Origin of the sequence: Polynucleobacter sp. MWH-HuK1, assembly GCF_018881815.1 — a bacterium.
GTDB lineage: Bacteria > Pseudomonadota > Gammaproteobacteria > Burkholderiales > Burkholderiaceae > Polynucleobacter.
On sequence record NZ_JACVPP010000001.1, the window covers coordinates 584,200 to 609,057 of the forward strand.

The window sequence follows — 24,858 nt, forward strand, 5'->3', positions numbered from 1 at the left end:
TCTATCAATACAAAAACAAGAAAATAAAAATACAAAAAATACAGCGGTGATTCGGTATAAATTAAGCTGCCTCTAAAAATAGCAAGCGTTCAGAATGTAATTTCATCTCATCAAAATAATCATTCACCATTTTTAATTGGGTTTTGCAATCATCAGCAGTGTTCATGCGCTGACGGAAGGCATGAGAATCTCGTAAACCTTTGCAATACCAGCCGATGTGCTTGCGAGCTGTGCGAAGGCCGATATGTTCACCATAGAACTCATAGTGATCTAGGAGGTGGGCATTCATAATCGCCTGAATCTCATTGATCTCAGGGGTTGGCAACTTACCACCAGTTTTAAGGTAATGATTGATCTCACGAAAGATCCAAGGGCGACCTTGTGCCGCACGTCCGATCATGATGGCATCAGCCCCCGTGATCTTTAAAACTTGCTCTGCTTTCTCTGGGCTATTGATGTCACCATTAGCAACCACTGGAATGCTTACATTATTTTTGACTGCAGTAATAGTTTCATACTCAGCTTCACCGTGATATAGATCAGCTCTAGTACGACCATGGACTGTCAGCATAGAGATACCAGACTGTTCTGCAAGACGTGCAATCTCAATTGCATTTTTATGTTCGCGATCCCAACCGGTACGAATCTTTAAGGTGACTGGTACTGCATCTGGTCCAACACCAACAGCATTCACAACAGCTTCTAAAATTTGCTGCACCAAAGGCTCATCACGCAATAGTGCGGAACCAGCAGCAACGTTGCATACTTTCTTTGCAGGGCAGCCCATATTGATGTCAATAATTTGTGCACCATGATCTACGTTAATTTTTGCCGCAGCTGCCATCATTGCGGGATCGGCCCCAGCGATTTGTACCGCGATCGGTTTGAATTCGCCAACATGATTTGCGCGGCGTTGTGTTTTCTCGCTTTTCCAAAGCAGGGCATTAGATGCCACCATTTCAGAGACCGCATAGCCAGCACCTAATTTTTTACACAATTGCCTAAATGGACGGTCCGTCACCCCAGCCATTGGGGCCACAAATAATCTATTTGCGAGGGTGTGAGGGCCAATATTCATCTAAATGGGGGCTTGGGCGGAAAGCATGACACTTTAGCACAGTCGACCCGAAATCTGCCTATTTTTTAGGCAGATTCCTTGCTTTGGATCAAACTGGGAATACTTGTATTTTGAAGGCTATTTAAGCCTTTTAGCGCCTACCAAACATCATCTGGCGAGCTAGGGCCGTCTTTAACGGTGGAAGCCACTGAAGGGCGCTTAGCGCCAGTCCACGGGCTACCACTACTGGAGCAATATTAGAGGTAAATACCCTGGCCATGAAGTCTGTTAGGCCAATCGTAGTTGTTCTATCAATTTTGCGGCTTTGGGCGTAACCCTGAAGTGCATTTTGAATATCTACTGGGGATTGATCTTCTGCTGAACCAGAAAATACGCTAACTAATTTTTCTGCCAGCAAGAAGGCATCTCGTAAGCCCAGATTTAAACCTTGGCCAGCTACTGGGTGCAAAGTTTGAGCGGCGTTACCAATCCATACTTCACTGTCTTTTGTAATTTCTTTGCGATAGTTCAAGCCAAGTTCATATAAACGACGATCCTGAATTTTCCGAAAGCGACCAATGCGTGAACCAAATTCTTTCTCTAGCTCTTTTAAGAAGTTAGTATCACTGAGTTGCAAGCGATATCCCGATGACTCTGGTGAACCACACCAAACCAGATTCAAAATATTGGGACCATAATGACTTGGCAAAATAGCCAATGGACCTTCAGCAGTAAAACGTTCCCAAGCTTGATGGGGCGCTGCATTTTCAACTTCTACTAACCCTACTAAGGCTGACTGACCATAGTCGCGACCAGATTCAACCCAATCTTGTTTTTTAAATAAGCCGCCTTCAGCATGCACGATACATTTGGCGTGGATATTATTTTCTTCCGCTTCTTTATCAGAATGTCGCCAAACAAAGTTTGGACACTTTGCTTGAATGGACCTTAATGCCTGGCGAAGAGTGATGTGGATATCGCGATAGCGAATGATGTGTCCTAGTGCATCTTGATTGAGTTCTTCGCGGGTCATCAGAGCTCTACCAAAACGTCCAGCTTGTGAAACATGTACGCGATGAATTTGTGCAGAGCGATTTGGCCAAGCATTGATCGTATCTAGTAATAGCTTGCTGCCATGTGATAGCGCAATCCCACGGCTATCAGCATTCGCTAAATCGTCATCATTAATTGGATTGCGATCTAGTAGTGTGATCTTTGCATCTGGAAACTTCTGAAGAGTCCACGCGGCACAAGCAAGTCCAACCGGGCCACCGCCTTGAATCAATATATCGCAACTAGATGAAATCATTTTTATTCGAATGTCTTTATGCGTTTTTCATGAGCGCTTCAATCTCATCTGCCTTGACAGGGACGCCACGAGAAATCAATTCACATCCAGAATCATTCAGCACTGCATCATCTTCAATGCGAATGCCAATATTCCAAAATTTCTCATCCACATCATCAGCTGGTCTGACATAGAGGCCAGGCTCAATCGTCATTACCATGCCACTCTTGAGGACGCGCCATGGCTTATCTTCAGTAGATAAATCATGACTAGCTTCCCGATAGGAGCCTACGTCATGAACATCCATGCCTAGCCAATGTGAGGTGCGGTGCATGTAGAAGCGGCGATAAGCGCCTGTTTCTATGGCATTTTCAAGCGAGCCTAGATCGGCAAGATTGAGCAACTTCTCATCAAGTAGGCCCTGGGTTAAAACTTTCAGTGCCGCTTCATGCGGCTGCATGAAAGTATTGCCAGGTTTGGTCATCGCAACCGCTGCTTCTTGCGCTGCTAATGTAATGTCGTATAGAGCACGTTGTGGGCCAGTAAATTTTCCGTTCACTGGAAATGTTCGAGTGATATCAGATGCATAACCATCTAGTTCGCAACCAGCGTCAATTAAGCAAAGTTCGCCGCTACGTAATTCAGTTGAGCCTGCTCGATAGTGCAGGATGCAAGAGTTAGCGCCAGTAGCAACAATACTGTTGTAGGCAACGCTTTGCGCACCGCTATTGCGGAACTCATGGAGCAATTCAGCTTCGAGTTGGTACTCGCGCATACCAGGCTTGCAGATTTGCATGGTGCGGATATGTGCACGAGCAGAGATAGCGGCAGCACGGCGCATGATGTCAATTTCATGCGCATCTTTAAATAGGCGCATTTCATGAATAAGCGCCTCGATATCGTGAAACTCTGATGGTGGGTTCACGCCTGAGCGGGCTTGACCGCGAACTTGTTTCATCCAATGTCGCAAGCGTCTATCAGCCTCAGCACTTTCGGCAAGGCGAATATAGACTGCGTCTTGATCTGCCAATAGCTCTCCCAGTTTTCGATCGAGCTCCTGGTTACTGTGTGCATATTCAATACCTAAAACTTCAGGGGCTGCTTCAGGGCCAAGACGAATGCCATCCCAAATTTCTCTCTCGGGATCTTTGGGTCTGCAAAATAAATGAGATTGAAGCTGAAGATTCTTTCCATCGCCAGCAACTTTCATTACAAGAGTTGCGCCTGGCTCTTCAAAGCCCGTCAGGTAGTAAAAGTCGCTGTCGTGACGATATGGAAATTCACTATCGCGATTGCGAGCAATTTCAGGTGCTGTTGAAACGACTGCAATTCCTCCGCCAGTCTTAGCAAATATTTGTTTTGCTAAGACATTTCGACGAAGCTGATAAATATCTGGTTTATTCATATGCTGCATTAAGCTCTTGTAAGCGTTGTGGTGTACCTACATCGTGCCATGGACCGGTATATTTTTCACCAGTCACTTTATTTTGCTCCATCGCGGTTCTCAGCAAGGGAGCTAGCTTGGCAGGCGCCCCGAATTCCAGGTCTTTAAAGAGGTCTTTGTGATAAATCCCAATTCCTGAGAAGGTGAGCTTCTCACTGTCTATGGACTCAGCGTCTCCCACAGTGGAACCCTGCAGGTAAAAATCCCCTTCAGGGTGTTGCACTGGGTTGGGAACCATGAATAAGTGCGCTAATGGCTTACTGGAGTCAGCACGCATTCTGGAGGCTGTTTCCAATAGCGTGCTTACGGGTAAATTCGGGCTAAATACATCTCCATTGATGACCAGAAAGTAATCATCTGGTGCAATGATGGGCAATGCCTTACAAATACCACCCGCGGTCTCTAGAGCGCTGCCCTCAGGGGAGTATTGGATGCTGAGACCAAATTGCCGACCGTTACCGAGAGCTTCCTCGATTTTTTCACCCAACCAAGCATGGTTAATGACGACATTCTGTATTCCTGTCTTAGCTAAAGCTTCTAAATGCCAAGCTAGTAAAGATTTATTCTGAATGGTTAACAAGGGTTTGGGTAAGACGTCTGTGAGAGGGCGCATGCGCTCACCTCTACCAGCAGCCAGTAAAAAACAAGGAATGAGATTGCTCTTATTCGTCATGTATATCTAACTAGTCTTTATGAGTGCGAGTCGATTCCAGAATACGAGCCAAAGGCTTTAATTCAATATAACGATTGGCTGTTGCAATTGCATACTCAAGCACGAGAGGAATATCTTTGAGATAGCCGTCCTTGCCGTCGCGATGGTATAGCCGTGCAAAGATACCAAGTATCTTGAGGTGGCGTTGCAAACCCATCCATTCAAAATCACGATAGAAGTGACCAAAATCATCTGGCATCGGCAGCCCTGCCTTACGGCCTGCCTCCCAGAATTTAATCACCCAATCTATCACTTGTTCTTCTGGCCATGCGATATAGGCATCGCGCCAAAGAGAGGCGGCATCATAGGTAATGGGACCATAAACCGCATCCTGAAAGTCAATAACTCCAGGATTATTTTTTTCTGTCACCATTAAATTGCGCGAGTGGTAATCGCGATGAACATAGACTTTTGCTTGAGCTAAATTATTTTCAATAATCAGCCCAAATGATTTTTTTAGTTGATCAATTTGTTGTGCATTGAGTTCAATGCCGAGATGTTTCTTTAAATACCATTCAGGAAGCAAATCAAGCTCACGTTGCAACAATGCTTCGTCATAGTTTGGTAGGACACCAGACTTGCTTGCCAACTGCATTAAAACTAGCGCATGAGTTGCATCTTTATACAGATGATCTGCAGTCTCATTATTCAATTCAGCTAGGTAGGTTTTAGTGCCCAAATCGTTTAATAGTAAAAAGCCTTCAGCAATATTTTGCTCGAGTATTTTTGGCACATTTAAGCCTGCTTCCGAGAGCAATAAATCGACCTTAATAAAGGTATCTAAGGGTTCATGTTGGGGTGGTGCATCCATTACGATCAAAGTCCCAAAACTGGGGTTTTTAGATGTAATTCGGAAATAGCGTCGAAAGCTGGCATCGGCTGAAGCTGGCACTAAGGAGTCAAGATCTAATTGCCAGTTAGCTTCTAGGGCTTTTAGCCAGTTTCGGAGGGTATTTAGGCGTGAGTCAGTCATGGTCGATTCGTATAATAAGGCGGGTCTGGATCTATGAGTCATTATCGCCGTCGCGCCGGCCTTTGCGCCCCTCTTTTTTGGCATGTAACCCTGCGCGTAATGACGGGGGTGGTATTGCTGCAATTTGCTTTTCAGGGGTATGCGCAGGCTCCAGCTCCTTTACCCCCAAATGCACAGGCTAACTCGAACACTGTCTTATTGCCAGATCGTGGCAATGTGACTGTTTTAAAGTTGGATGACCAGTTACGTACTGGCCTGCCTATTGACGATAGTAAAGCGCTAACGTTTACATCCAGTGATGTCATTGAGGGCGTTGTTGACCGTAAGATGAAGCTCAAGGGTCGTGCACAAATGCGTCGTAACGGCGGAGTGATTAAGGCGGATGAAATTATTTACGACCCTGATACTGATATTGCAGATTTAGTTGGAAATGCTGAACTAACAAAAGGGAACACTACTTTTAAAGGGCCAACCGCTCAATTTAAAGTGGATGCACGTGAAGGCGAGATGGAGACGCCTACATATGAGTTTCGCGATACCCGTGGTAACGGATCGGCAAAAAAGCTGACTATTGAAAACTCCGATATTTTTGTTTTTGATAAAGCTACTTACACCACATGTACACCGCAAAATATGGATTGGTATTTTTCGGCCAGTACTTTAGAGATTGATAACGAACAAAAAGAAATGGTTGGCACGCATGGTGTGATGCGTTTCTTCGATGTGCCAATTGCATATGTACCTTATTTCACTGCGCCTACATCCAATCAGAGGCGCACCGGCATTCTGGCTCCGGTTGCAGGATATAACTCTAATAATGGTTTTGATGCTACCCAGCCGTACTACGTCAATATTGCGCCAAATAGAGATTTGTTGATTCTTCCGCGTTATATGAGTGAGCGTGGTTTGCAGATAGGTGCAAATTACCGCTTTCTAGACAGCAAGTACAGCGGTACATTGGCTGGGGATTATTTGGCGCATGACAATAAAACAGGAACAGATCGCTGGCGTTATGACTGGCAGCAGCGACAAGTTTTCAGTGGCGGTGTAGCACCCGGCGGAATTCCATTGCCAGGCTCATGGTCGGGCTACGCCAATATGTCTCGTGTTTCTGACAATCTATATCCAACCGATTTCTCGCAAAGTATTGCGGGGGCTGTTACAAGTCAGTTTCGTCAAGAGGTGGGAACAACCAAAGGTCTGACTGGAAGCTTGAGTAACTGGGCTGTATCAGCTAGAGCATTAACGTTTCAAACTTTGCAGCCAGATCCCACTGTTACAGTACAAGCCCCTTATAACGTATTGCCAAACATTACCGCTACCTATAACAATCGACTTACTCCTGCGGTTGCTGATACCAGCGGAAAGTACGTAACCTTGCCTACTGGACCTGCAACCACTTTTTCTGCTGACTACACGCGCTTCTCGTACAACATCGGTGGCAACTTAGCAGCTACTGCTCCGGGTGTTTACAGTCAGGCAGATAGAACGGTGATCAAGGGTGCTATGGCTCTGCCACAAATAACACCAGGCTATTACATCACTCCAAAAGTGAGTTTTCAGTCAAATATGTATAACGCCACACCATTTACAGCAACTGGTGCGCCGGTAGCTCAAGGCTTCACGATTCCAACTTTAAGCTTAGATTCAGGATTAGCTTTTGAAAGAGATGCTGCTGAACTAAAAGGTTTTTATGGTCGCGATATGCTTTTGACTATGGAGCCTCGTGCTCTGTATGTGTACACGCCATTCCAAAGTCAGGCGCAAACTCCTTTATTTGATACGGCAGATGCTGGCTTTGGTATCTCACAAATTTTTAGTGAAAATACTTTTATTGGTAATGACCGTATAGCTGACAACAATGCAGCCACTCTGGGTCTCACGAGTCGCATGATTGAAGCAAATACCGGAGCAGAACGTGCCAATGTCACATTAGCTCAAAAGCAACAATTTACAGGGCAGCGGGTTGGCTTGAATGGCACAATTGCTAACCCCACCACCTATTCAGATACCTTAGGCTCTGGATCGGTTCGATTGTTGGGCAACTTTAGTGCAGATATTTTTGGGCAATACAACACCCAACTCAATCGTTTTGTACAAAGCACTGTTGGTGGTAGCTGGCGTCCAACTCAAGGTAGAAGCTTAAATTTCGGGTATCGCAATGTTTGGTCTCCACCAGTGCAAGCATCTATTCAAAATAACCAGGCGTTTGTGCCTGCAGCAACCACCACAGACCAATACAATATTTCTGGGCAATGGCCTATTACAAGGGAGGTATCCGTCTTAGGTCGGTGGGGATATGACGCGTTGACTACTAAGACATTAAATAGCCTATTAGCACTGGAGTGGAGCAGAGATTGCTGGACTTTCCGCGGAGCCTACTCTCAAGTTTTGAATACATCTCAAATAACCACCACTCAGGTGCTATTTCAAATCGAATTTAGGGGCTTTGGTAGCGCCGGCAGCAATCCAGTTGATATCATGAGGTTAAATGTTCCTGGATATATGCCCACCTCTAAGCCTATACCACCTTCAACATACGAGAACTATCAATGATGCTTTGTATGAATCGTTTTAAAAAGATTAGCGCTCACGCCATATTTGTTGGCTTAGGATTATTTGTGAATGCCACATTTGCTCAAGATGTAGCAAAATCAAATGCTGTTGCTGAGAGCAAGATTCGTAATATTGATGGTGTGGCTGCTGTAGTCAATACGGGTTTTGTCACTCGCAAAGAAATTGATGATCGAATTGCGGCACTAAAAAAGCAGGGTGTGAAGTTACCAGAGGATGGGTCAGCACGAAAAGTAATTCTAGATCGACTGATATTAGAAAAAATTCAATTACAAAATGCTGAGCAAGAAGGTATTGCTGTTAGCAATAAAGAACTCGACAAGATCATTAGTGATATAGCGGCAAAAAATAAATTAACTGTTGCAGAATTCAAAGCAAAAGTTATTGCTTCGGGATCGACTTTTGAGCGCTATAAACAATTGCTGCGTGATGATGTGATGATTACCCGTTATCGAGAGCGTGAGGTAGAGGCCAAGATCAAAATATCTGATGCTGAAATCGAAAACTTTATTACCGAGCGGACCAGGGCAATGACTTCTGGTGGTGCGCAAAGATCAGCGCCAGCTGCTAAGGGCGAGCCAGAAGAAATTGATGTTGCTCAAATCTTTATTCCTGTAGATGTCGGAGCTGGTGCTGGAGCTCAGGCTGAGGCCAAAAAGAAAGCGGATGCTCTATTGCGAGATGCACGAGGTGATGTTGATTTCTTGCAGTTGGGCGCTATGGCTGCAAAAGAAAATCCCAAGATTAAGTTTCAAGATTTGGGTTACCGTACTCCCGATCGTCTACCGCAGTTGTTTTATGATGCGATTCGAAATACTGGCGGTGGACAAGTTGCCAATGCAGTTGTAAAGAGTCCTGCTGGTTACCACGTCCTTAAAGTTTTGGACCGCAGAGCAGCAGGAGCGAGTGCACCCCCTCAGCAGGCAGCCGCACCTGATGCTGGCTCAACCACACCGCAAAATATTCCTATTACACAAACCTTATCGCGCCATATTTTGCTGCGTAATCGTCCTGGCTTGACTGATCAAGATGCAGAGAGACGCTTGCAGGGATATCGCGATCAGGTTCGCGCTAAGACGGCAGATTTTGCTGAGCTGGCTAAAAAATACTCTGAAGATGGTTCAGCGCCAAATGGTGGTGATCTGGGGTGGATGAGTCCTGGCGACTTAGTTCCAGAGTTTGAGCAGGCCATGAATCGTTTGCAAATTGGTGAGGTCAGCAATCCAGTTAAATCTGAATTCGGTTGGCATTTGATTCAGGTAATGGATCGTCGTGAAGGTCAACTGACTGTAGAGAAGCAGCGTCAATTTGCGCGCGCAGCTATCCGCGAAAGAAAATTTGATCAAGCCTATCAAGAGTGGATGCGCGAATTACGTGATAACGCCACTGTCAAAATTTTGAACGTGGATGATGAAGCAAGTAGCGCCTCTCGTTAATCTGGCTGTAAGCACCGGCGAGCCAGCCGGTATTGGGCCTGAGGTTTCTCTTGCTGCTGCCCTCGATTTTTTGCGCGAACACAAGGATGTTGTCATTACCTTGCTCGGCGATGATCAGTTATTGACCCTGCCAAAAAATATGGATCCAACATTGGTTGGTCGATTGCAGGTTGAATCTATTAAGCTTGAAACGCCTGTTATTTCAGGAGTTTTAAACTCTAAAAATGCTCGGTATGTGATCAGTCTATTGGATCAAGCAATCAATGGTTGTCAGCAAGGTCGTTTTGATGCGATGGTAACTGCGCCGCTACATAAAAGCATTATTAACGATGCTGGCACTCCTTTTACGGGGCATACCGAACACCTTGCGCAGCGATGCTATAGCTCTCATGTGGTCATGATGTTGTGCGCACCGTTGCCAACTGGATTTTTAGGGCTTAAGTCCCCCAGAGATTTAAGGGTGGCTTTAGTGACTACCCATGTGCCGTTGAAAGATGTTCCAAAAGCCCTCAGTTACGATTTGATATTAGAAACAATTCAAATTGTTAATCGAGATTTGCGGGAAAAATTTGGCATAGCAAACCCAGTGATTCGTATGGCTGGCTTAAATCCACACGCTGGAGAGTCTGGCTACTTGGGGCGCGAAGAAATTGAAATCATTGTGCCTGCAATTGAAGCAGCTAAGGCCATGGGTATTCAGGTATCTGGCCCTTATCCAGGCGACACAATGTTTGATCCTGAATCAATTGCAACAGTAGACGCCTTCATTGCGATGTATCACGACCAAGGTTTAGCGCCTTTTAAGTTTGTCACTTTTGGCAATGGTGTAAATATAACCTTGGGCTTGCCGATTATTCGTACCTCAGTAGATCATGGCACTGCATTAGATATTGCTGGCAAAGGTATTGCTGATTCCGGCAGCATGCTTGAGGCTTTACGTTTGGCGTATCAATTGGCTGTAAATCAAAGAAAGCAACCCTAATACATGCATCGTGCACGTAAACGATTTGGTCAAAACTTTTTACAGGACAACGGAGTTATTTATTCCATTGTTGCTCTGATTAACCCAAGTGCTGAGGCTCATGTGATTGAGATTGGTCCTGGTCTCGGGGCGCTAACACTACCTTTGCTGGAGAATCTTGATCACTTGGATCTGCTAGAGATTGACCGTGATCTAGTCGCCTTCTGGAATGAGAAGAATCTCAAAGGATTAACGGTGATCGAGGGAGATGCCCTGAAGTTTGATTTCTTGGCATGGGCGCAGAATCGTTCTGGTAAGAAAGGCTTATGTAAGGTAGTTGGTAATCTACCTTACAACATCTCTTCACCACTGCTATTTCATTTAGTTTCTGCTGCAGCTTCAATTGATGAACAAGTTTTTATGTTGCAAGCAGAAGTTGTGGAGCGAATGGTTGCTAAGGAAGGAAGTTCTGATTTCAGTCGTCTTTCTGTCATGCTGCAAGCTCGTTACGACATGGACTTGGTTCTGGAAGTTCCGCCTGAAGCTTTTGATCCGCAGCCCAAGGTGAATTCAGCTGTGGTACGAATGATTCCGAGAAGGAATTTCACATTGACTGATATTCAGTGGAGCGCTTTGGAAAAAGTAGTTGCCGCAGCCTTTTCCCAGAGAAGAAAAATGCTTCGAACTAATTTACAAGCGTTTGCTGACAGGCTTAATCTAACTGAAATTGAGCTCAAAGCAAGAGCACAAGATATTTCAGTGGATCGCTATATTGAATGGGCTAAGGTTTTAGCTTCTTAAGTCAGCATTATGAATTGCTGAAGTACTCAAGATTTCAAACTAATTCTTATTTGTATGCGCTTGGATCAATAACGCGCATCTCTGATTCAATCCAACCTTCAACCTCTTTCTGAAGCTGTTCTGCTGACTTATTGGCTGAGCTAATCGCAGGCCCTATTGAAAAAATGACTGTGCCTGGATTCTTGATAAAGCTATTTTTTGGCCAGCAGCGCCCAGCATTATGTGCAATGGGGATGACAAGTGCGTCAGTAGCGCTAGCTAGGCGTGCACCGCCTTTGCGATAAGGTTTGGTTGAGCCGGTAGCTGTTCTGGTGCCCTCTGGAAAGAGCATGATCCATTTGCCCTCGCTTAAGCGCTTGCGCCCTTGAGTGGCTACAGAATGGGCTGCAGTCTGTTTGTTAGAGCGATTAATGTGAATCATTTTGAGTAAGGCTAATGCCCAACCAAAGAATGGAATCCAGAGTAGCTCACGCTTAAACACAAAACAAAGTTGTTTTGGTAGTAAGGCAATATAGGCGATCGTCTCGTAAGCAGACTGGTGCTTGCTAAGGATGATGACGCGCTCATTGAGCACTGCTTGCATATTTTCCATGCCACGGATTTCATAATGAATTCCACACAGCGGCTTCAGTAGCGCAATAACGATTTTGTTCCAGAGTCCAATAAAGGTATAGCGGTTTTCAGGACTTAAAAAAGGAAATGCCAGCATGCACAACACAGACCAAATCGGGGTGAACACTACTAAAAATAAGGCAAAGAGAATCGAGCGAATGAATTGCATGATGTATTTAGACCTTATCTTCTAAAAGTAGTGCATTGGCAAAAGCCAAGAGATCGGCATGTATTTGAGTGCCATCTGGTAGGTTACCTTTAGCCAGTGTCTTTTCGCCCTTGCCAGTGAGAACCAAGTGGGGTGATGCCCCCAAAGCAACTCCAGCTTGAAGATCGCGCAAAGAATCACCCACAATAGGAGTGCCGGTAAGCGGCTTTATGCTATCCGTCTTTTTGTAGCGCAAAGCAATTTCTTTCATTAGGCCAGGCGCAGGCTTACGACAATCGCATTGATGTGCATCCTGATGGGGGCAAAAGAAGATGCTATCGATGCGACCACCTAACGGCTTAAGTAAGCTTTCCATCTTGCCATGCATCGCATGCAAATCATTAATAGTGAAGTAGCCTCTGGAGAGGCCGGATTGATTTGTTGCTATTGCAATTTGGTAGCCTGCTTGATTAAGCAGGGCAATTGCCTCAAGACTGCCTGGAAGTGGAATCCATTCATCCACCGACTTGACGTATTCATCACTGTCTTCATTGATTACGCCATCGCGATCGAGGATGATCAGTTTAGAAGAGCCGGTGCTCATGCTAATTTGCCGAGATCGGCAACGAGATTCATTTTCTGGTGAAGTTGTTGCAGAAGGGCTAAGCGGTTATCGCGCAGCTCAGGATCCGGATCCATGACCATTACATCCGCGAAGAATTGATCAATTGGACCACTTAGCGCTACAAGAGATCTCAATAATTCTACAAATTGACGTTTTTCATAAGCCGCATTGATTGCGGGTGTAACCGCTTCAAGGGCTTGATGTAATGCGGCTTCAGCTGGAATTTGTAGTAATTTTACTGAGCAGGTCGCAGGGATGGCGGTAGTTGTTTTCTTGAGGATATTGCTAATGCGCTTATTGGCTGCGGCAAGCTGGGCAGCTTCGGCAAGGGCATTAAATTCACGCAATGCAGTCAAGCGTTCGATCAGATCATTAATTTGAGCTGGATCTTGACTTAAGACAGCATCAATTTCCGCGCTAGTAAATGCTTTGCCAGCGACCGATTGATCACGCAAATAGGCGCGCAAGCGATCGATGATGAAGGCGTAGATATCGACAGCCTTTGCCTTCTCTTGCACATCAACCTGCGGAAACTGCGCACGAGCCAGTTCAATGAGTTCAGGCAATTTGAGCGAAAGATTTTTTTCTAGGAGCAAACGGCAAATACCAAGAGCATGACGGCGCAATGCATATGGGTCTTTATCGCCAGTTGGCGCTAGACCAACACCCCAAATGCCAACTAGAGTTTCTAGTTTGTCAGCAATTGCTAAGATAGTTCCAGTTTGGGTTTGCGGCAGTGTGTCGCCAGCAAAGCGCGGCATGTAGTGCTCACTGCAGGCACTTGCAACATCAGCATTCTCGCCATCGTGTGTGGCGTAATAACGACCCATAATTCCTTGAAGTTCTGGGAACTCGCCAACCATATCGGTTAATAAATCTGTTTTAGCAATTTCGGCAGCGCGCGATGCCAGCTTTTCATCGGCACTTAATTTTTTAGCAATGCCTATAGCTAGACTCTGAACGCGCTTGGTACGATCAAGCTGGTTTCCTAATTGATTGTGATACACCACCTTACTAAGGTCAGCTACACGTGAAGCTAAAGGACGTTTTTGATCTTGCTGGAAGAAGAAGCGAGCATCTGATAAGCGAGGACGCACAACACGTTCATTGCCAGAAATAATCGCATTAGGCTTATTTGTTTCAATATTGGAAACAATCAAGAAACGATTGCGTAATTTACCTTGCTTATCGGTTAATGCAAAGTATTTTTGATTGGTTTGCATTGTCAAAATTAAGCATTCTTGTGGAACCTCTAAGAATTCTTGATCGAAGTGGCACTCATAGATTGCTGGCCATTCGACGAGGGCAGTTACCTCATCCAAAAGGCTATCAGGCATCAAAACCAAATCATCGCCAGCCGCCTTTAAAAGTGCAGCTTCAATTTGTGCGCGACGTAGGTTAAAGCTAGGAATAATCTTGGCCTTGAATTGCAAATCTGTTTCGTATTGATCTGCACTAGAAACCGTTGCATTGCCAGGAGCTAAGAAGCGATGCCCCTCGGTTTGATTGGCGGCATCAATGCCTAAAGCGCTGATATTGAGAACGACGCCACCGTGAAGTGCAATGATGCGGTGAGCAGGGCGGGCAAACTGCACGTCTGCCAATTGACCATTTTTCTGTAGCACTTGGTAGTGCATCATTTTTGCAATGGGTAGCTTGTTTAATGTTTGCTCAAGCGCAGTTTGAGAAGTTTTCTCAAGCGCAGCTCCTTTAGCAATGACATTAAGGTAGAGAGCTTCGTTTTTACCTTCACCAGCTTTTTCTAGTGTGGTGAGATCAACATCCGCATATCCAAGGGAACTTAATTTTTTAAGCAAGGGAGGAGTTGCTTTGCCTTCAGCATCAAATGCAATGCTCGTTGGCAGTAATTTTTCGCGTACGGGATAGTCCGGTGCTTGATCTAAAACATCTGTAATTTGAACTGCTAAACGGCGTGGTGTTGCAAAGCTAGTAACTTTAGAGCCCTCAGTTGTAAGGCCAGCAGACTTAAGTGCTGTGAAGATACCTTCGCTAAAGGCGTCACCTAGACGACGCAATGACTTTGGAGGCAGTTCTTCGGTAAATACCTCAATCAATAAAGTGGCTGATTGTGGTTTTGAATTAGGTGTGCTCATAGATGGAGTGCAGAAATCTCGATGCGCTTAAGCCTGAGCTTTAGCTTGACGTTGACACATTGGGAAACCCAGCTTTTCTCTAGACTCAAAGTAAGCTTGGGCAACAGCACGAGAGAGATTACGAATGCGTCCAATATAGGCCGCACGCTCTGTAACGGAGATTGCGCCACGCGCATCTAACAAGTTAAATGTATGAGCTGCTTTTAAAACCATTTCGTATGCAGGTAGCGCAAGTGGAACTTCCATCAAACGCTTTGCTTCAATTTCATAGTTTGTGAAGTTAGCAAAGAGTAAATCGGTATTGGAGTGCTCAAAGTTGTAGCAAGATTGTTCAACTTCATTTTGGCGATACACATCGCCGTAAGAGATGCCATCTGCCCAAACTAAGTCATATACGTTGGAGCAGTTTTGGATATACATTGCCAAACGCTCGATGCCGTAAGTAATTTCGCCAAGGACAGGTTTGCAATCTAAGCCGCCAACTTGTTGGAAGTAGGTGAACTGTGTCACCTCCATCCCGTTAAGCCAAACTTCCCAGCCAAGGCCCCAAGCGCCAAGTGTTGGGTTTTCCCAGTCATCTTCCACGAAGCGGACATCATTTTCTTTAAGGTCTAAGCCGAGTGCAGCAAGAGATCCTAGGTACAGGTCGAGAATATTTTCTGGAGCGGGCTTAAGCACTACCTGGTATTGATAGTAGTGCTGTAAGCGATTTGGGTTTTCACCATAACGACCGTCTTTTGGTCTACGCGAGGGCTGAACATAGGCAGCCTTCCAAGGCTCCGGACCAATGGCGCGTAAGAAGGTGGCGGTATGGGATGTACCGGCGCCCACCTCGAGATCGATAGGTTGCAATAGGGCACAACCTTGCTGGTCCCAATAATCTTGAAGTTTGAGAATGATTTGCTGAAAAGTAAGCATGATTAACCTGGCTAAGCCATTGATTTTACATGGCTAGGACACCCAAGAGTTAAAAAATGCCTAAAAACGTCTATGGCGAATGAGACCCCAGAGCAAGAGAAGGCAAGAAAGACCCAAAATCGGTAAATTGCCCCAAATAACATAAGGAGTTTTTCCAGAATAGGCTTGGACTTGGGTGCTTAGGGTGCCTTGGGTAAATTCAGGAAGAGCTTCTAATATTTTGCCATCAGGCCCTAGGACGGCTGTAATGCCCGTGTTGGTGGCGCGCAAAGCAGGTAGCCCAGTTTCCAAAGAGCGCAGCTGAGATAGTCTGAGTTGCTGTGTGGAGGCCTGGGATTCACCAAACCATGCAAGATTGGTCATATTGATAAGTAAATTCACTGGCTGGGCACTGTGCTGAATTCGAGAGGCCAACTCACCACCAAAGACATCCTCATAGCAAATCGTAATAGCTGCATGAACATCTGCTTGACCCTTGCGCACAATCGCAAACGGAGGTTGATCTAATTTTCCTCTAGCAAAGTCGCTCATTGGTACGTGAAATGCTTTGACGAACCATTGAAATCCAGGCGGAATAAATTCTCCGAAAGGAACGAGGTGGGCTTTATCGTATTGATAGGCCGGTACATTTGGTGAGAGTCCAGTAGCGCGATTGGAATATTGCATGCCAAGTTCTCCAGGCACTTCGCCAATTAAACCAAGAAGAACATTGCTATTACTGCCGTTGGAGAAATCTTGTAGGTAATTTAGTAAACCGATTGGTAAATTCGGAATAGGCCATGGGAATGCAGTCTCAGGAATGATGATGAGATTGGCCGCTTGCTTAGTAATTTCACCGGCATAAAAATCAATCTGTTGACCAATTGCTTGAGGATTAAATTTCAGACTTTGTTCAAAGTTGCCCTGAATAAGTCGAATGCTAATAGGTTCTCCAATGGGCTTAGTAAAAGTAAATAAGCCGGCAAATTGAGCTACGCTAATTGCGGTCACAATCAGGAGTGCACTGGAAGTTGGATGTTTGTGAGCTTGATAAAGCTCCCAGGAGGTCCAGACCACTAGGAAGGTGCAAGTCAAACCGCCAAAGAACGGTGCAATGAGGGCGAATGGTCCTGTAAATTGGGTTTCAGCAAAACCCATCCAAGGAAATCCAGTAAAAATATATCCACGCAAAAATTCTGCAATAACCCAGCTTGCTGCCAGAAATAAACCAGTGAGCCGATTCTTTTTAAATAAAGGAATGGCTAGTGTGGCTATTGAAAAGTAAATGGCCACGTAAGCTGAAAGTAAAAATACTCCCATGCAAGCAAGCGGCGCATTCATGCCACCAACATCATGCAAGCTAATGTATAGCCACCATAGACCTACGACAAAATAGCCAATGCCAAATGTGAGGCCTAATGCAAATTGCTTTTTGACTGACGGTGAAGGGTAAGAATCAAAACGCCACCAAAGAATGCTTAAAAGAGGAATCTGAAACCAGCCGCCGTAAGGGAGCTCTGCAGCTAGCGCAAGTGCCGCCCCCAATAACAGCAAGATAAACACTGAAAATATTTTGAAGCTCTTGTGTTGCTGATGGGGATGCTGATCAAACAAGGTAAATCTCAGTCAGATTTTGTATTAGTTTGGCGTGCAAGCAGAATATGAATTTGCCTTGGATCGGCGCGCTGCACCTCAAATTCAATGCCGTCTATTTCAATGAGCTCACCCATCTTAGGTACGCGGCCAAGATTTTGGATTACTAGGCCAGCTACTGTCTCGATATCTTCAAGCTTGAATTGGGTGCCCAGCGCTTTATTAAATTGCTCGAGCTCCGTAATGCCTTTGACACGAATGTCGCCGTTATCTAGAGCAATGAGATTATCCGCCTCTTCATCAACGTCATGCTCATCTTCAATATCACCAACGATTTGCTCAAGAACGTCCTCGATCGTAATAATTCCTGCTACGCCACTATATTCATCAACCACAATCGCTAAGTGATTGCGATTATCTTTAAAGTCGCGTAATAAAACGCTAAGACGTTTTGATTCAGGAATAAAAACTGCTGGACGCAACCAATCTCGCACTTGGAAATCTTTTTCTGTGGCGTGACGCAATAAATCTTTGGCTAGCAAAATGCCGATAACATTATCTCGGCTACCTTCGAATACTGGAAAGCGAGAGTGTGCGGCTTCGATCACATTTTTAATAATCTCAGGAAGTGCCTGGCCGATGTCGATCCAGTCAATTTGGGCGCGGGGTACCAGAATGTCCCGTGCACACAACTGACCTACTTGAAAGACGCCCTCAATCATGGATAGGGCATCTGCATCTATTAAGCCCTCGGCTTGTGCCTCACGCAGGGTTTCAATCAGCTCTTGACGGCGTTCGCTGGGCTCCGTCGGCTGAGGAGTTAAAAAATCAGCTAAACGGTCTAAGAGGGATTTATTGGGGTCAGGCATATAGCAAGAATAGCGTAGAAATAAGTCAAATTACTGATAAGGGTTGTCAAAGCCCATTTTTTGGAGAGTTTGGATTTCCAGAGTTTCCATTTTCCTTGCTTCTTTGACAACTTCGTGATCATAGCCTTGAGCATGAAGGCAGCCATGCACAACTAAATGCGCCAAATGGGCTTTCAGTAATTTATCTTGTTCTTTTGCTTCTTTTTGCAAGATAGGCAGACAGAAAATAATATCTGCTGCCAATGCATTTTTTGAAAGCTCGTAAGGAAAAGTGAGCACATTAGTTGCGTAATCTTTTTGGCGAAAAGCTAGATTTAACTTTTTACCTTCGGCAGCATTTACAAAGCGAAGTGTTATGAAGCCGCCAAGAGGTGTTGCACTCTTAACCCATTTTTTTATTAAAGCGGGCGAAGCGATTTTGTTAAGAGTGGATTCAATTGCACTGCTAGCGTATTGCAAGTCAATTTTCAATTTGGGAGAATTGACTTTGTTCTTAGTTGACATTTACTTCCACCAATTCACCTCTGAGGGTGTAGTTAAGGACTTCGGTGATGCGTATTTCTACGATCTGACCGATGAGGCTCTCAATGTCTTGATCCGGTGCCGCAAAGTGAATGACACGATTATTTTCAGCACGTCCTTGCAGGTTAATGCCGTCCTTTGCAAGACCTTCGATCAACACCCGCTCGGTATTGCCAAACATTTTGTGGCTAATCTGATTCGCCTGTCTCTCAACAAGTGCCAGTAATGTTTGAAGGCGCTTCAGTTTGACTTCGTAAGGCGTGTCATCATGCAGATTGGCAGCCGGTGTACCTGGGCGCGGACTAAAGATAAAACAGAAGCTATTGTCAAAATTTAACTCTTCGACCATCTTGAGTAACTTCTCAAAGTCTGCTTCAGTCTCACCCGGAAAGCCCACAATGAAGTCACTCGATAGAGTGAGATCAGGACGAACTGCACGCATTTTGCGAATGATGCTTTTGAACTCTAATGCGGTATAGCCACGCTTCATCGCTGACAATATAGCATCTGATCCATGTTGGACAGGGAGGTGTAAGTGGCTTACTAGCTTGGGTACTTTTGCATAGACATCTATGAGGCGCTGGGTAAATTCTTTAGGATGACTAGTGGTAAATCGAATTCTTTCGACCCCAGGAATTTCAGCGATGTATTCGATAAGAAGAGCAAAGTCAGCGACGTCTTCGGTATTACCCATCTTGCCTAAGTATGCATTGACGTTTTGACCCAACAGAACAATTTCTTTGACGCCTTTGCTGGCAAGTCCGGCTACTTCAGTAAGCACATCGTCAAAAGGCCTAGAAACTTCTTCGCCACGTGTGTAAGGTACAACGCAGTAGCTGCAGTATTTAGAGCAACCTTCCATGATTGATACATAGGCTGAGCCGCGCGTTTGTCTGGATGCTGGTAGATGATCAAATTTTTCAATTTCTGGAAATGAAATATCTACTTGAGAGATGCCGGTTTTCCGTCTCTCTGCAATGAGATCGGAGAGGCGGTGCAATGTTTGAGGACCAAAGACCACATCAACATAGGGCGCACGACTGACAATTTGCTGGCCTTCCTGACTTGCAACGCAACCACCAACACCAATCAATAAATTGGGTTTGGTTTTCTTGAGTTCGCGTAGTCGACCTAAATCTGAAAAAACTTTGTCTTCCGCTTTTTCTCGAATAGAGCAAGTATTCAGAAGGACAACATCGGCATCTTCTGGCCGATCTGTCATGATCATGCCTTCATCGGCATGTAATAGGTCAGCCATCTTGCCCGAGTCATACTCGTTCATTTGACAGCCGAAGGTTTTGATATAGAGCTTTTTCATATGCCGTTCTCAGGTTTATAGCTGGGGGCGAAGCTCAGATTTTACTGCCTAATAATTGTCGAGACCTCAGATGAGTCGATAAGCCAAGATAGCCACGATTGTGGGTGGAAAAGCGGCGATTAATAAGTAGAGCGCCGAGACCGCACTATTTGGGAAATGTTGTCGCAGGATGGCAATGCCGGCTGGATTGGGCGCATTGGCAATTACGGTTAGACCGCCACCTGCCACTGCGCCTCCTACTAAGGCAAGCTTGAATTCTGGTGATGTCCCAGTTACCAATGAGCCTAAATAAGTAAGCGCTGCATTATCAGTAAAAGCAGTGAGAACTAGACTGCCATAGAACACTGCAGTAGGGCTCATCACCTCAAGAATGGGTTGTAGCCACCAACCTTGTAGTGAACCTAGTACAACTAAGCCACCCAAGAAGAAGCCAACCAGCAAAGCTTCCTTCAGAATCAATGGACTTTGATGTTTTGGATAGGCTATGGTGTAGCCAATAAAGAACAACAGAATCCAGGTAAAAATAATCGGGTCATGCGCAAAGATGACTACCCCACTCAGGAAAAGTAGGTGCATCAAAACTACCGTGAATGGAATTTTGACTTCTTTCTTATCCGAATCGGGTTCAATGAGTTGGCGATGAAATAGAAGTGTGACTGCTAGAGCGTTAATAAAAATGGCTATGCAGGACTCAATGCCAAAGTTGGCAAACATAAACGCTGAACTCCATCCCCAAGTAGAGGCCACCATAAGTACTGGCGGTGCCGCAAAATTGGTCAGTGTTCCACCGATGGAGATATTCACAAAGAGAACACCAAGCGTTCCAAACATTAGTGTTGTTGAGCATTTATGGCGATAGACCAAATCACGCAGCAGAAATGCTGCTAGGGTCATAGCAGCAGGCTCGGTAATGAATGAGCCTAAAAGAGGGGTAATAGCCAGCGTTAGAAAATACAAAGCGGGAGCACTCCTTATACGCAATAGATATTGCAACGCTACAGCTAAGGCATGCAGAATTTTTGTCGCAAAATACAAAATGGGTTTTGTGCCTGCCACAATCATGATGGCAAAAACAAACATTGGCTCAGTGAAGTTACGTTTATTGAGAAATTCTTTAGCGGTAGTCAGACCATCATTTAAGGAAATGAAGATAACCAGGATGGCGGCCCAAAAGCCAAAAACAATTTCTACTTCTCCAAGAAGGTGCCAAAGCCCAGCGTGCCGCGGAGATTTTTTAGCGATGGATTCAAAATAGCCAGTACAGAATGTATGCAAAACTGCAATTGTAAAAATAATGCTTGCGCCAAGTTCTGTCGGGGTAAAGTTCATAGCAGAATGGTAACAGTTACTTAATCAAAATGTGACATTGTTAATTTAGGAGATTTTGGTGAAATTAAAGATTGGGTATCAAGAACTCATTCAGAGTGCAATGACTGAAATTGAGACTTTGCCTCTGGAAAAAGCGCAACAACTATTAACAGACCCTAATGTGGTGTTTGTGGATATTCGTGATGTTCGTGAATTGGAGCGAGAAGGAATGATTCCTAATGCTTTTCATGCCCCCAGAGGAATGTTGGAGTTTTGGGTTGATCCCGATAGCCCTTATTACAAGCCAATTTTCGGTGAGGGTAAGCAGCTTATTTTGTATTGCGCCTCCGCTTGGCGGTCTGCTCTATCTACTCAAACACTACAGAGAATGGGTGTTCCCAATATTTGTCATCTGGAGGGCGGTTTTAGTGCTTGGAAAAAGGCGCAACTACCGACAGTGGAAAAAGCAAGCAAGGCTCATTCCGGTTAAAGTCATCTTTAATAGTACTCAGTTACCAATTATTTATTTAGGATCCTTATGAGAAAAGTTGTGTCACAGTTTGGCGTTGGCCCACTGCAGCAAAAATTGACTGCTGGTGATTTACATTTCTTATCGGATGCAGAAACCACTAAGGGTGGCGAAGGAACTGGGCCTAGTCCTCATGAGTATCTTGGTGCCGCATTGGCTGCGTGCACATCAATGACTTTGAAAATGTATTCCGGTCGCAAAGCAATGAATTTAGAAAATGCCATTGTCACTGTAGACATAGAGCGCACAGATGATGTTGAAATCTTTTCTCGTGAGATTCAACTGAAGGGAAATTTAAGTTCTGAAGAAAAAGAGCGCTTATTGGAAATTGCTGATAAGTGCCCGATTCACAAAGCGCTAGCTGGACAAATCCAAATAAAAACCCAGCTGGTAAATTAATACAAGCTGGGCTTGGAATTGCAATCTCTAATCTCAAAAGATCAGAGATTTAATCTTAGTTTGGTGCTTTGTTAGGTTGATTGTTTTTGCCGGCGTTGTAGCCTGCATCGTAATTAGCGCCTTCATTTTTCTTGTAAGCATCATATGCATAGCCAGATGCTGCGCCAACTGCTGCTCCACCGACTACACCCCATATTGGGTTGCCGTGGAAAATGGCTGTGCCGACACCACCAACAACCGCACCGATGGAGGCGCCTGAGAGTGTGCGTTGCTCTGTATTACTCATATTAGAGCAACCGGCGATTGCTAAAGTTGCTGCAGTAATTGCGATAATTTTTTTCATATCAAATTCCTTAAATATTTTGAATTGATTAAGCGCTCTGGATTATTTCTTGCCACATGGAAAGCGAGCAGCCAAGAATCCTAAAACTACACCTGCAGCAGGTTTGTCTGCAGTTTGTGGATTTTCTCCAGCCCATTTAACAAAGTCAGCAATCACGGTATCGCGTTGCGGAGCTGGCTGTTTTACACAAATAAATGGTTTAGCTCGTTGTGGATGACGAGTCATTAAGTAGGTGTCATAAACACTGGTTGTATAGCCAATACAGAAGCTGCGGGACTCGGGGCTAGCTGGCAATTTACAGACATTGACGAGCTCTTGAGTGCTCAATACTTGAATTTTTTCTTCAGCTTGAGCTAGTCCTGAAAACGCGCTAATCGCGGCTAAAGCAAATAAAATTTTTTTCATGGGTTCTCCCTTAGATGTGTGTAAAAACGATAATAAACCATAAATACATCTATTTATGCACTAATTAAGTGCAAATCGCACTTCTTTGGGTTTTTCTATTCCCCATAATGATGCAAAAAATAAGAGGGAAAATTTCATGGAAACTTTGAAAACAGGTAGCGATGCTTTATTCATCTTGCTTGGTGCAATCATGGTTCTTGCCATGCATGCAGGCTTTGCATTTTTAGAGCTGGGAACTGTACGTAAGAAGAACCAGGTAAACGCTTTAGTAAAAATCTTGGTGGACTTTGCAGTCTCAACGATTGCATATTTCTTTATTGGCTACAGCATTGCTTATGGTGTGAACTTTTTCTCAGGCGCAGAGTTGCTCGCAGAGAAGAACGGCTATGAGTTAGTGAAGTTTTTCTTCTTGCTCACCTTTGCTGCAGCTATTCCAGCAATTATTTCTGGTGGCATTGCGGAGCGCGCTAAATTTAATCCTCAGCTTATTGCTACTTTTATCTTGGTAGGTTTTGTGTATCCCTTCTTCGAAGGAATTGCCTGGAATCAACATTACGGTATTCAGGCTTGGATTAAAGGCCTCACAGGTGAAGAGTTCCATGACTTTGCTGGTTCAGTTGTAGTGCATGCCGTAGGTGGTTGGATTGCATTACCGGCCGTTATCCTTTTGGGCGCTCGCCGTGGTCGCTATACAAAAGAAGGTCAAATTTCTGCTCATCCACCATCAAGCATTCCCTTCTTGGCTTTAGGCGCCTGGATTTTGGCGGTAGGTTGGTTTGGTTTTAACGTGATGAGCGCACAAACAATCGACAAGATTAGCGGCTTGGTTGCAATGAATTCCTTGATGGCGATGGTTGGTGGCACATTGGCTGCTTGGGTAGTTGGTCGTAATGATCCAGGCTTTACTTATAACGGCCCTCTCGCTGGTTTGGTTGCAGTTTGTGCTGGCTCAGATTTAATGCATCCTCTTGGCGCTTTATTTGTTGGCCTAGTTGCTGGTGGACTGTTTGTATATATGTTTACCTTGGTGCAGAACCGCTGGAAGCTGGACGATGTTCTCGGTGTTTGGCCACTGCATGGTCTGTGCGGTTTGTGGGGTGGTCTAGCCGCAGGTATTTTTGGTACCAAAGCTTTTGGTGGTCTCGGCGGGATCACTTTTACCGGACAGCTAATTGGTAGCGCCTTAGGCGTAGGTATCGCACTGATCGGTGGTTTTGTCGTGTACGGCGCCCTCAAGGCGACCCTAGGTATTCGTATGTCTCAAGAAGAAGAATTTGAAGGTGCTGATTTGAGTGTGCACCGTATTTCTTCAACACCGGATCGCGAACCTAATTGGTAATTGATTTTTAGTGCAAGACTGTTCATCTATAGCCTGATTCATACCTATAATGAGTCATGGCTATATTTGAACTAGACGGAAATGCCCCTCATTTAGCTGAGGGCGCTTGGGTTGCCGAGAGTGCAGAAGTGATCGGCAAAGTAGAGCTTCATCAAGATGCAAGTATCTGGCCCAAAGTAGTGATCCGTGGCGATAACGACCTCATTCAAATTGGCGCAGGAAGTAATGTGCAAGATGCATCCGTATTACACACCGATCCTGGCTATCCACTCGTGATTGGTAAGAACGTCACTGTTGGACATCAAGTGATGCTGCACGGTTGTCAGATTGGCAACGGCAGTTTGATTGGCATTGGCGCAGTAATTTTGAATGGTGCTAAGATTGGTAAAAATTGTCTCGTGGGTGCCGGCGCTCTCGTGACCGAAGGAAAAGAGTTTCCGGACGGCTCCATGATTTTGGGAACTCCAGCAAAAGCGGTGAAGGAACTCACTGCTGAGCAAATAGCGGGGGTTCATGACATCGCTGGACGTTACGTGAAAAATGCACAGCGTTATGCCAAGACGCTGAAAAAGATTGCCTAACTTTCCCCAA

At 45.0% G+C, this 24,858-nt stretch carries 24 protein-coding genes; 8 read left to right on the forward strand and 16 right to left on the reverse strand.

All coding sequences use genetic code 11. The features are described 5' to 3' along the window. Positions 1–61: 61 nt before the first annotated feature. The 5 genes from dusB to ICE93_RS03150 all read right to left on the reverse strand — a co-directional run bounded on the left by dusB (position 62) and on the right by ICE93_RS03150 (position 5,474). Positions 62–1,078: a tRNA dihydrouridine synthase DusB gene (dusB, locus tag ICE93_RS03130; protein ID WP_216185523.1), complete on the reverse strand. Its 1,017-nt coding sequence runs from the start codon at positions 1,076–1,078 to the stop codon at positions 62–64. 130 nt (positions 1,079–1,208) lie between these two features. Further along, a complete protein-coding gene (locus ICE93_RS03135) occupies positions 1,209–2,366 on the reverse strand; it encodes an FAD-dependent monooxygenase (RefSeq protein ID WP_216185525.1) in 1,158 nt (385 codons plus the stop codon). A gap of 16 nt (positions 2,367–2,382) precedes the next feature. Then, positions 2,383–3,750: an aminopeptidase P N-terminal domain-containing protein gene (locus ICE93_RS03140; RefSeq protein WP_255554466.1), complete on the reverse strand. Its 1,368-nt coding sequence runs from the start codon at positions 3,748–3,750 to the stop codon at positions 2,383–2,385. After that, positions 3,743–4,462 (reverse strand): N-acetylmuramate alpha-1-phosphate uridylyltransferase MurU, encoded by a 720-nt coding sequence (gene murU / locus ICE93_RS03145; protein WP_216185530.1) that lies wholly within the window; start codon positions 4,460–4,462, stop codon positions 3,743–3,745. The genes ICE93_RS03140 and murU overlap by 8 nt, the downstream gene beginning before the upstream one ends. A 10-nt stretch (positions 4,463–4,472) precedes the next feature. Next, positions 4,473–5,474 (reverse strand): aminoglycoside phosphotransferase family protein, encoded by a 1,002-nt coding sequence (locus ICE93_RS03150; RefSeq protein ID WP_216185533.1) that lies wholly within the window; start codon positions 5,472–5,474, stop codon positions 4,473–4,475. Between the two features lie 33 nt (positions 5,475–5,507). Between ICE93_RS03150 and ICE93_RS03155 the strand changes: the two genes are divergently transcribed. Genes ICE93_RS03155 through rsmA form a run of 4 tightly spaced genes read left to right on the forward strand, consistent with a single transcriptional unit; the run spans position 5,508 to position 11,246 of the window. Next, entirely contained in the window at positions 5,508–8,030 is a 2,523-nt protein-coding gene (locus ICE93_RS03155) for an LPS-assembly protein LptD (RefSeq protein ID WP_216185535.1), read from the forward strand. 8 nt (positions 8,031–8,038) lie between these two features. Then, positions 8,039–9,484 (forward strand): peptidylprolyl isomerase, encoded by a 1,446-nt coding sequence (locus ICE93_RS03160; RefSeq protein ID WP_255554467.1) that lies wholly within the window; start codon positions 8,039–8,041, stop codon positions 9,482–9,484. Further along, positions 9,459–10,466: a 4-hydroxythreonine-4-phosphate dehydrogenase PdxA gene (gene pdxA / locus ICE93_RS03165; protein ID WP_216188240.1), complete on the forward strand. Its 1,008-nt coding sequence runs from the start codon at positions 9,459–9,461 to the stop codon at positions 10,464–10,466. The genes ICE93_RS03160 and pdxA overlap by 26 nt, the downstream gene beginning before the upstream one ends. A gap of 3 nt (positions 10,467–10,469) precedes the next feature. Next, positions 10,470–11,246, forward strand: a complete 777-nt coding sequence (rsmA, locus tag ICE93_RS03170; protein ID WP_216185537.1) for a 16S rRNA (adenine(1518)-N(6)/adenine(1519)-N(6))-dimethyltransferase RsmA — start codon at positions 10,470–10,472, stop codon at positions 11,244–11,246. A 46-nt stretch (positions 11,247–11,292) separates the two neighbouring features. Here rsmA and ICE93_RS03175 read toward each other — a convergent pair whose 3' ends face one another. The 9 genes from ICE93_RS03175 to ICE93_RS03215 all read right to left on the reverse strand — a co-directional run bounded on the left by ICE93_RS03175 (position 11,293) and on the right by ICE93_RS03215 (position 21,273). Next, positions 11,293–12,027: a 1-acyl-sn-glycerol-3-phosphate acyltransferase gene (locus ICE93_RS03175; RefSeq protein ID WP_216185539.1), complete on the reverse strand. Its 735-nt coding sequence runs from the start codon at positions 12,025–12,027 to the stop codon at positions 11,293–11,295. A 7-nt stretch (positions 12,028–12,034) separates the two neighbouring features. Beyond that, positions 12,035–12,610 (reverse strand): D-glycero-beta-D-manno-heptose 1,7-bisphosphate 7-phosphatase, encoded by a 576-nt coding sequence (gene gmhB / locus ICE93_RS03180; protein ID WP_216185541.1) that lies wholly within the window; start codon positions 12,608–12,610, stop codon positions 12,035–12,037. Then, positions 12,607–14,745 carry a glycine--tRNA ligase subunit beta gene (glyS, locus tag ICE93_RS03185; RefSeq protein WP_216185543.1) on the reverse strand — a complete coding sequence of 713 codons (2,139 nt, stop codon included), beginning with the start codon at positions 14,743–14,745 and terminating at the stop codon, positions 12,607–12,609. Before glyS ends, gmhB begins: the two co-directional genes overlap by 4 nt. Positions 14,746–14,772: 27 nt before the next feature. Next, the gene (gene glyQ, locus ICE93_RS03190; RefSeq protein WP_216185545.1) at positions 14,773–15,663 is read right to left on the reverse strand and encodes a glycine--tRNA ligase subunit alpha; all 891 of its coding nucleotides are present in this window, start codon (positions 15,661–15,663) and stop codon (positions 14,773–14,775) included. A gap of 60 nt (positions 15,664–15,723) precedes the next feature. Next, entirely contained in the window at positions 15,724–17,205 is a 1,482-nt protein-coding gene (gene lnt, locus ICE93_RS03195) for an apolipoprotein N-acyltransferase (RefSeq protein WP_370624586.1), read from the reverse strand. A gap of 59 nt (positions 17,206–17,264) precedes the next feature. Further along, positions 17,265–18,104, reverse strand: a complete 840-nt coding sequence (locus ICE93_RS03200; RefSeq protein ID WP_216185549.1) for an HlyC/CorC family transporter — start codon at positions 18,102–18,104, stop codon at positions 17,265–17,267. A gap of 30 nt (positions 18,105–18,134) precedes the next feature. Next, on the reverse strand, positions 18,135–18,608 hold the full coding sequence (gene ybeY / locus ICE93_RS03205; protein WP_216185551.1) for an rRNA maturation RNase YbeY: 474 nt from the start codon (positions 18,606–18,608) through the stop codon (positions 18,135–18,137). Then, a complete protein-coding gene (gene miaB, locus ICE93_RS03210; RefSeq protein WP_216185553.1) occupies positions 18,598–19,944 on the reverse strand; it encodes a tRNA (N6-isopentenyl adenosine(37)-C2)-methylthiotransferase MiaB in 1,347 nt (448 codons plus the stop codon). The genes ybeY and miaB overlap by 11 nt, the downstream gene beginning before the upstream one ends. Before the next feature lie 66 nt (positions 19,945–20,010). Then, positions 20,011–21,273 (reverse strand): putative Na+/H+ antiporter, encoded by a 1,263-nt coding sequence (locus ICE93_RS03215; RefSeq protein WP_216185555.1) that lies wholly within the window; start codon positions 21,271–21,273, stop codon positions 20,011–20,013. Between the two features lie 58 nt (positions 21,274–21,331). On the opposite strand from ICE93_RS03215, the gene ICE93_RS03220 reads away from it, so the two are divergent. Both ICE93_RS03220 and ICE93_RS03225 read left to right on the forward strand, forming a co-directional pair. Continuing rightward, complete coding sequence (locus tag ICE93_RS03220; protein WP_216185557.1) at positions 21,332–21,742, forward strand: rhodanese-like domain-containing protein; 411 nt, start codon at positions 21,332–21,334, stop codon at positions 21,740–21,742. A gap of 48 nt (positions 21,743–21,790) precedes the next feature. Continuing rightward, a complete protein-coding gene (locus tag ICE93_RS03225) occupies positions 21,791–22,180 on the forward strand; it encodes an OsmC family protein (RefSeq protein WP_216185559.1) in 390 nt (129 codons plus the stop codon). A 55-nt stretch (positions 22,181–22,235) separates the two neighbouring features. On the opposite strand, the gene ICE93_RS03230 is transcribed toward ICE93_RS03225, so the two are convergent. Then, positions 22,236–22,523, reverse strand: a complete 288-nt coding sequence (locus ICE93_RS03230) for a glycine zipper domain-containing protein (RefSeq protein ID WP_216185561.1) — start codon at positions 22,521–22,523, stop codon at positions 22,236–22,238. Between the two features lie 42 nt (positions 22,524–22,565). Beyond that, positions 22,566–22,928, reverse strand: coding sequence for a Rap1a/Tai family immunity protein (locus ICE93_RS03235; RefSeq protein ID WP_216185563.1), 363 nt, complete (start codon positions 22,926–22,928; stop codon positions 22,566–22,568). A 136-nt stretch (positions 22,929–23,064) separates the two neighbouring features. Between ICE93_RS03235 and ICE93_RS03240 the strand changes: the two genes are divergently transcribed. Together ICE93_RS03240 and ICE93_RS03245 are read left to right on the forward strand one after the other, a co-directional pair. After that, positions 23,065–24,267 carry an ammonium transporter gene (locus tag ICE93_RS03240; protein ID WP_216185565.1) on the forward strand — a complete coding sequence of 401 codons (1,203 nt, stop codon included), beginning with the start codon at positions 23,065–23,067 and terminating at the stop codon, positions 24,265–24,267. Positions 24,268–24,323: 56 nt separating this feature from the next. Further along, positions 24,324–24,848 carry a gamma carbonic anhydrase family protein gene (locus ICE93_RS03245; RefSeq protein WP_216185567.1) on the forward strand — a complete coding sequence of 175 codons (525 nt, stop codon included), beginning with the start codon at positions 24,324–24,326 and terminating at the stop codon, positions 24,846–24,848. The last annotated feature ends 10 nt before the right edge of the window (positions 24,849–24,858 follow it).

Coding starts and splice junctions, on each gene's coding strand:
- ICE93_RS03200 (WP_216185549.1), bottom strand. CDS start 18,104: ATGCCTGACCCCAATAAATCCCTCTTAGACCGTTTAGCTGATTTTTTA.
- ICE93_RS03245 (WP_216185567.1), top strand. CDS start 24,324: ATGGCTATATTTGAACTAGACGGAAATGCCCCTCATTTAGCTGAGGGC.
- ICE93_RS03175 (WP_216185539.1), bottom strand. CDS start 12,027: ATGCAATTCATTCGCTCGATTCTCTTTGCCTTATTTTTAGTAGTGTTC.
- murU (WP_216185530.1), bottom strand. CDS start 4,462: ATGACGAATAAGAGCAATCTCATTCCTTGTTTTTTACTGGCTGCTGGT.
- ICE93_RS03230 (WP_216185561.1), bottom strand. CDS start 22,523: ATGAAAAAAATTATCGCAATTACTGCAGCAACTTTAGCAATCGCCGGT.
- ICE93_RS03235 (WP_216185563.1), bottom strand. CDS start 22,928: ATGAAAAAAATTTTATTTGCTTTAGCCGCGATTAGCGCGTTTTCAGGA.
- ICE93_RS03160 (WP_255554467.1), top strand. CDS start 8,039: ATGAATCGTTTTAAAAAGATTAGCGCTCACGCCATATTTGTTGGCTTA.
- miaB (WP_216185553.1), bottom strand. CDS start 19,944: ATGAAAAAGCTCTATATCAAAACCTTCGGCTGTCAAATGAACGAGTAT.
- ICE93_RS03150 (WP_216185533.1), bottom strand. CDS start 5,474: ATGACTGACTCACGCCTAAATACCCTCCGAAACTGGCTAAAAGCCCTA.
- ICE93_RS03225 (WP_216185559.1), top strand. CDS start 21,791: ATGAGAAAAGTTGTGTCACAGTTTGGCGTTGGCCCACTGCAGCAAAAA.
- ICE93_RS03140 (WP_255554466.1), bottom strand. CDS start 3,750: ATGAATAAACCAGATATTTATCAGCTTCGTCGAAATGTCTTAGCAAAA.
- rsmA (WP_216185537.1), top strand. CDS start 10,470: ATGCATCGTGCACGTAAACGATTTGGTCAAAACTTTTTACAGGACAAC.
- glyQ (WP_216185545.1), bottom strand. CDS start 15,663: ATGCTTACTTTTCAGCAAATCATTCTCAAACTTCAAGATTATTGGGAC.
- gmhB (WP_216185541.1), bottom strand. CDS start 12,610: ATGAGCACCGGCTCTTCTAAACTGATCATCCTCGATCGCGATGGCGTA.
- glyS (WP_216185543.1), bottom strand. CDS start 14,745: ATGAGCACACCTAATTCAAAACCACAATCAGCCACTTTATTGATTGAG.
- dusB (WP_216185523.1), bottom strand. CDS start 1,078: ATGAATATTGGCCCTCACACCCTCGCAAATAGATTATTTGTGGCCCCA.
- ICE93_RS03215 (WP_216185555.1), bottom strand. CDS start 21,273: ATGAACTTTACCCCGACAGAACTTGGCGCAAGCATTATTTTTACAATT.
- ICE93_RS03135 (WP_216185525.1), bottom strand. CDS start 2,366: ATGATTTCATCTAGTTGCGATATATTGATTCAAGGCGGTGGCCCGGTT.
- pdxA (WP_216188240.1), top strand. CDS start 9,459: ATGAAGCAAGTAGCGCCTCTCGTTAATCTGGCTGTAAGCACCGGCGAG.
- ybeY (WP_216185551.1), bottom strand. CDS start 18,608: ATGTCAACTAAGAACAAAGTCAATTCTCCCAAATTGAAAATTGACTTG.
- ICE93_RS03240 (WP_216185565.1), top strand. CDS start 23,065: ATGGAAACTTTGAAAACAGGTAGCGATGCTTTATTCATCTTGCTTGGT.
- ICE93_RS03155 (WP_216185535.1), top strand. CDS start 5,508: ATGAGTCATTATCGCCGTCGCGCCGGCCTTTGCGCCCCTCTTTTTTGG.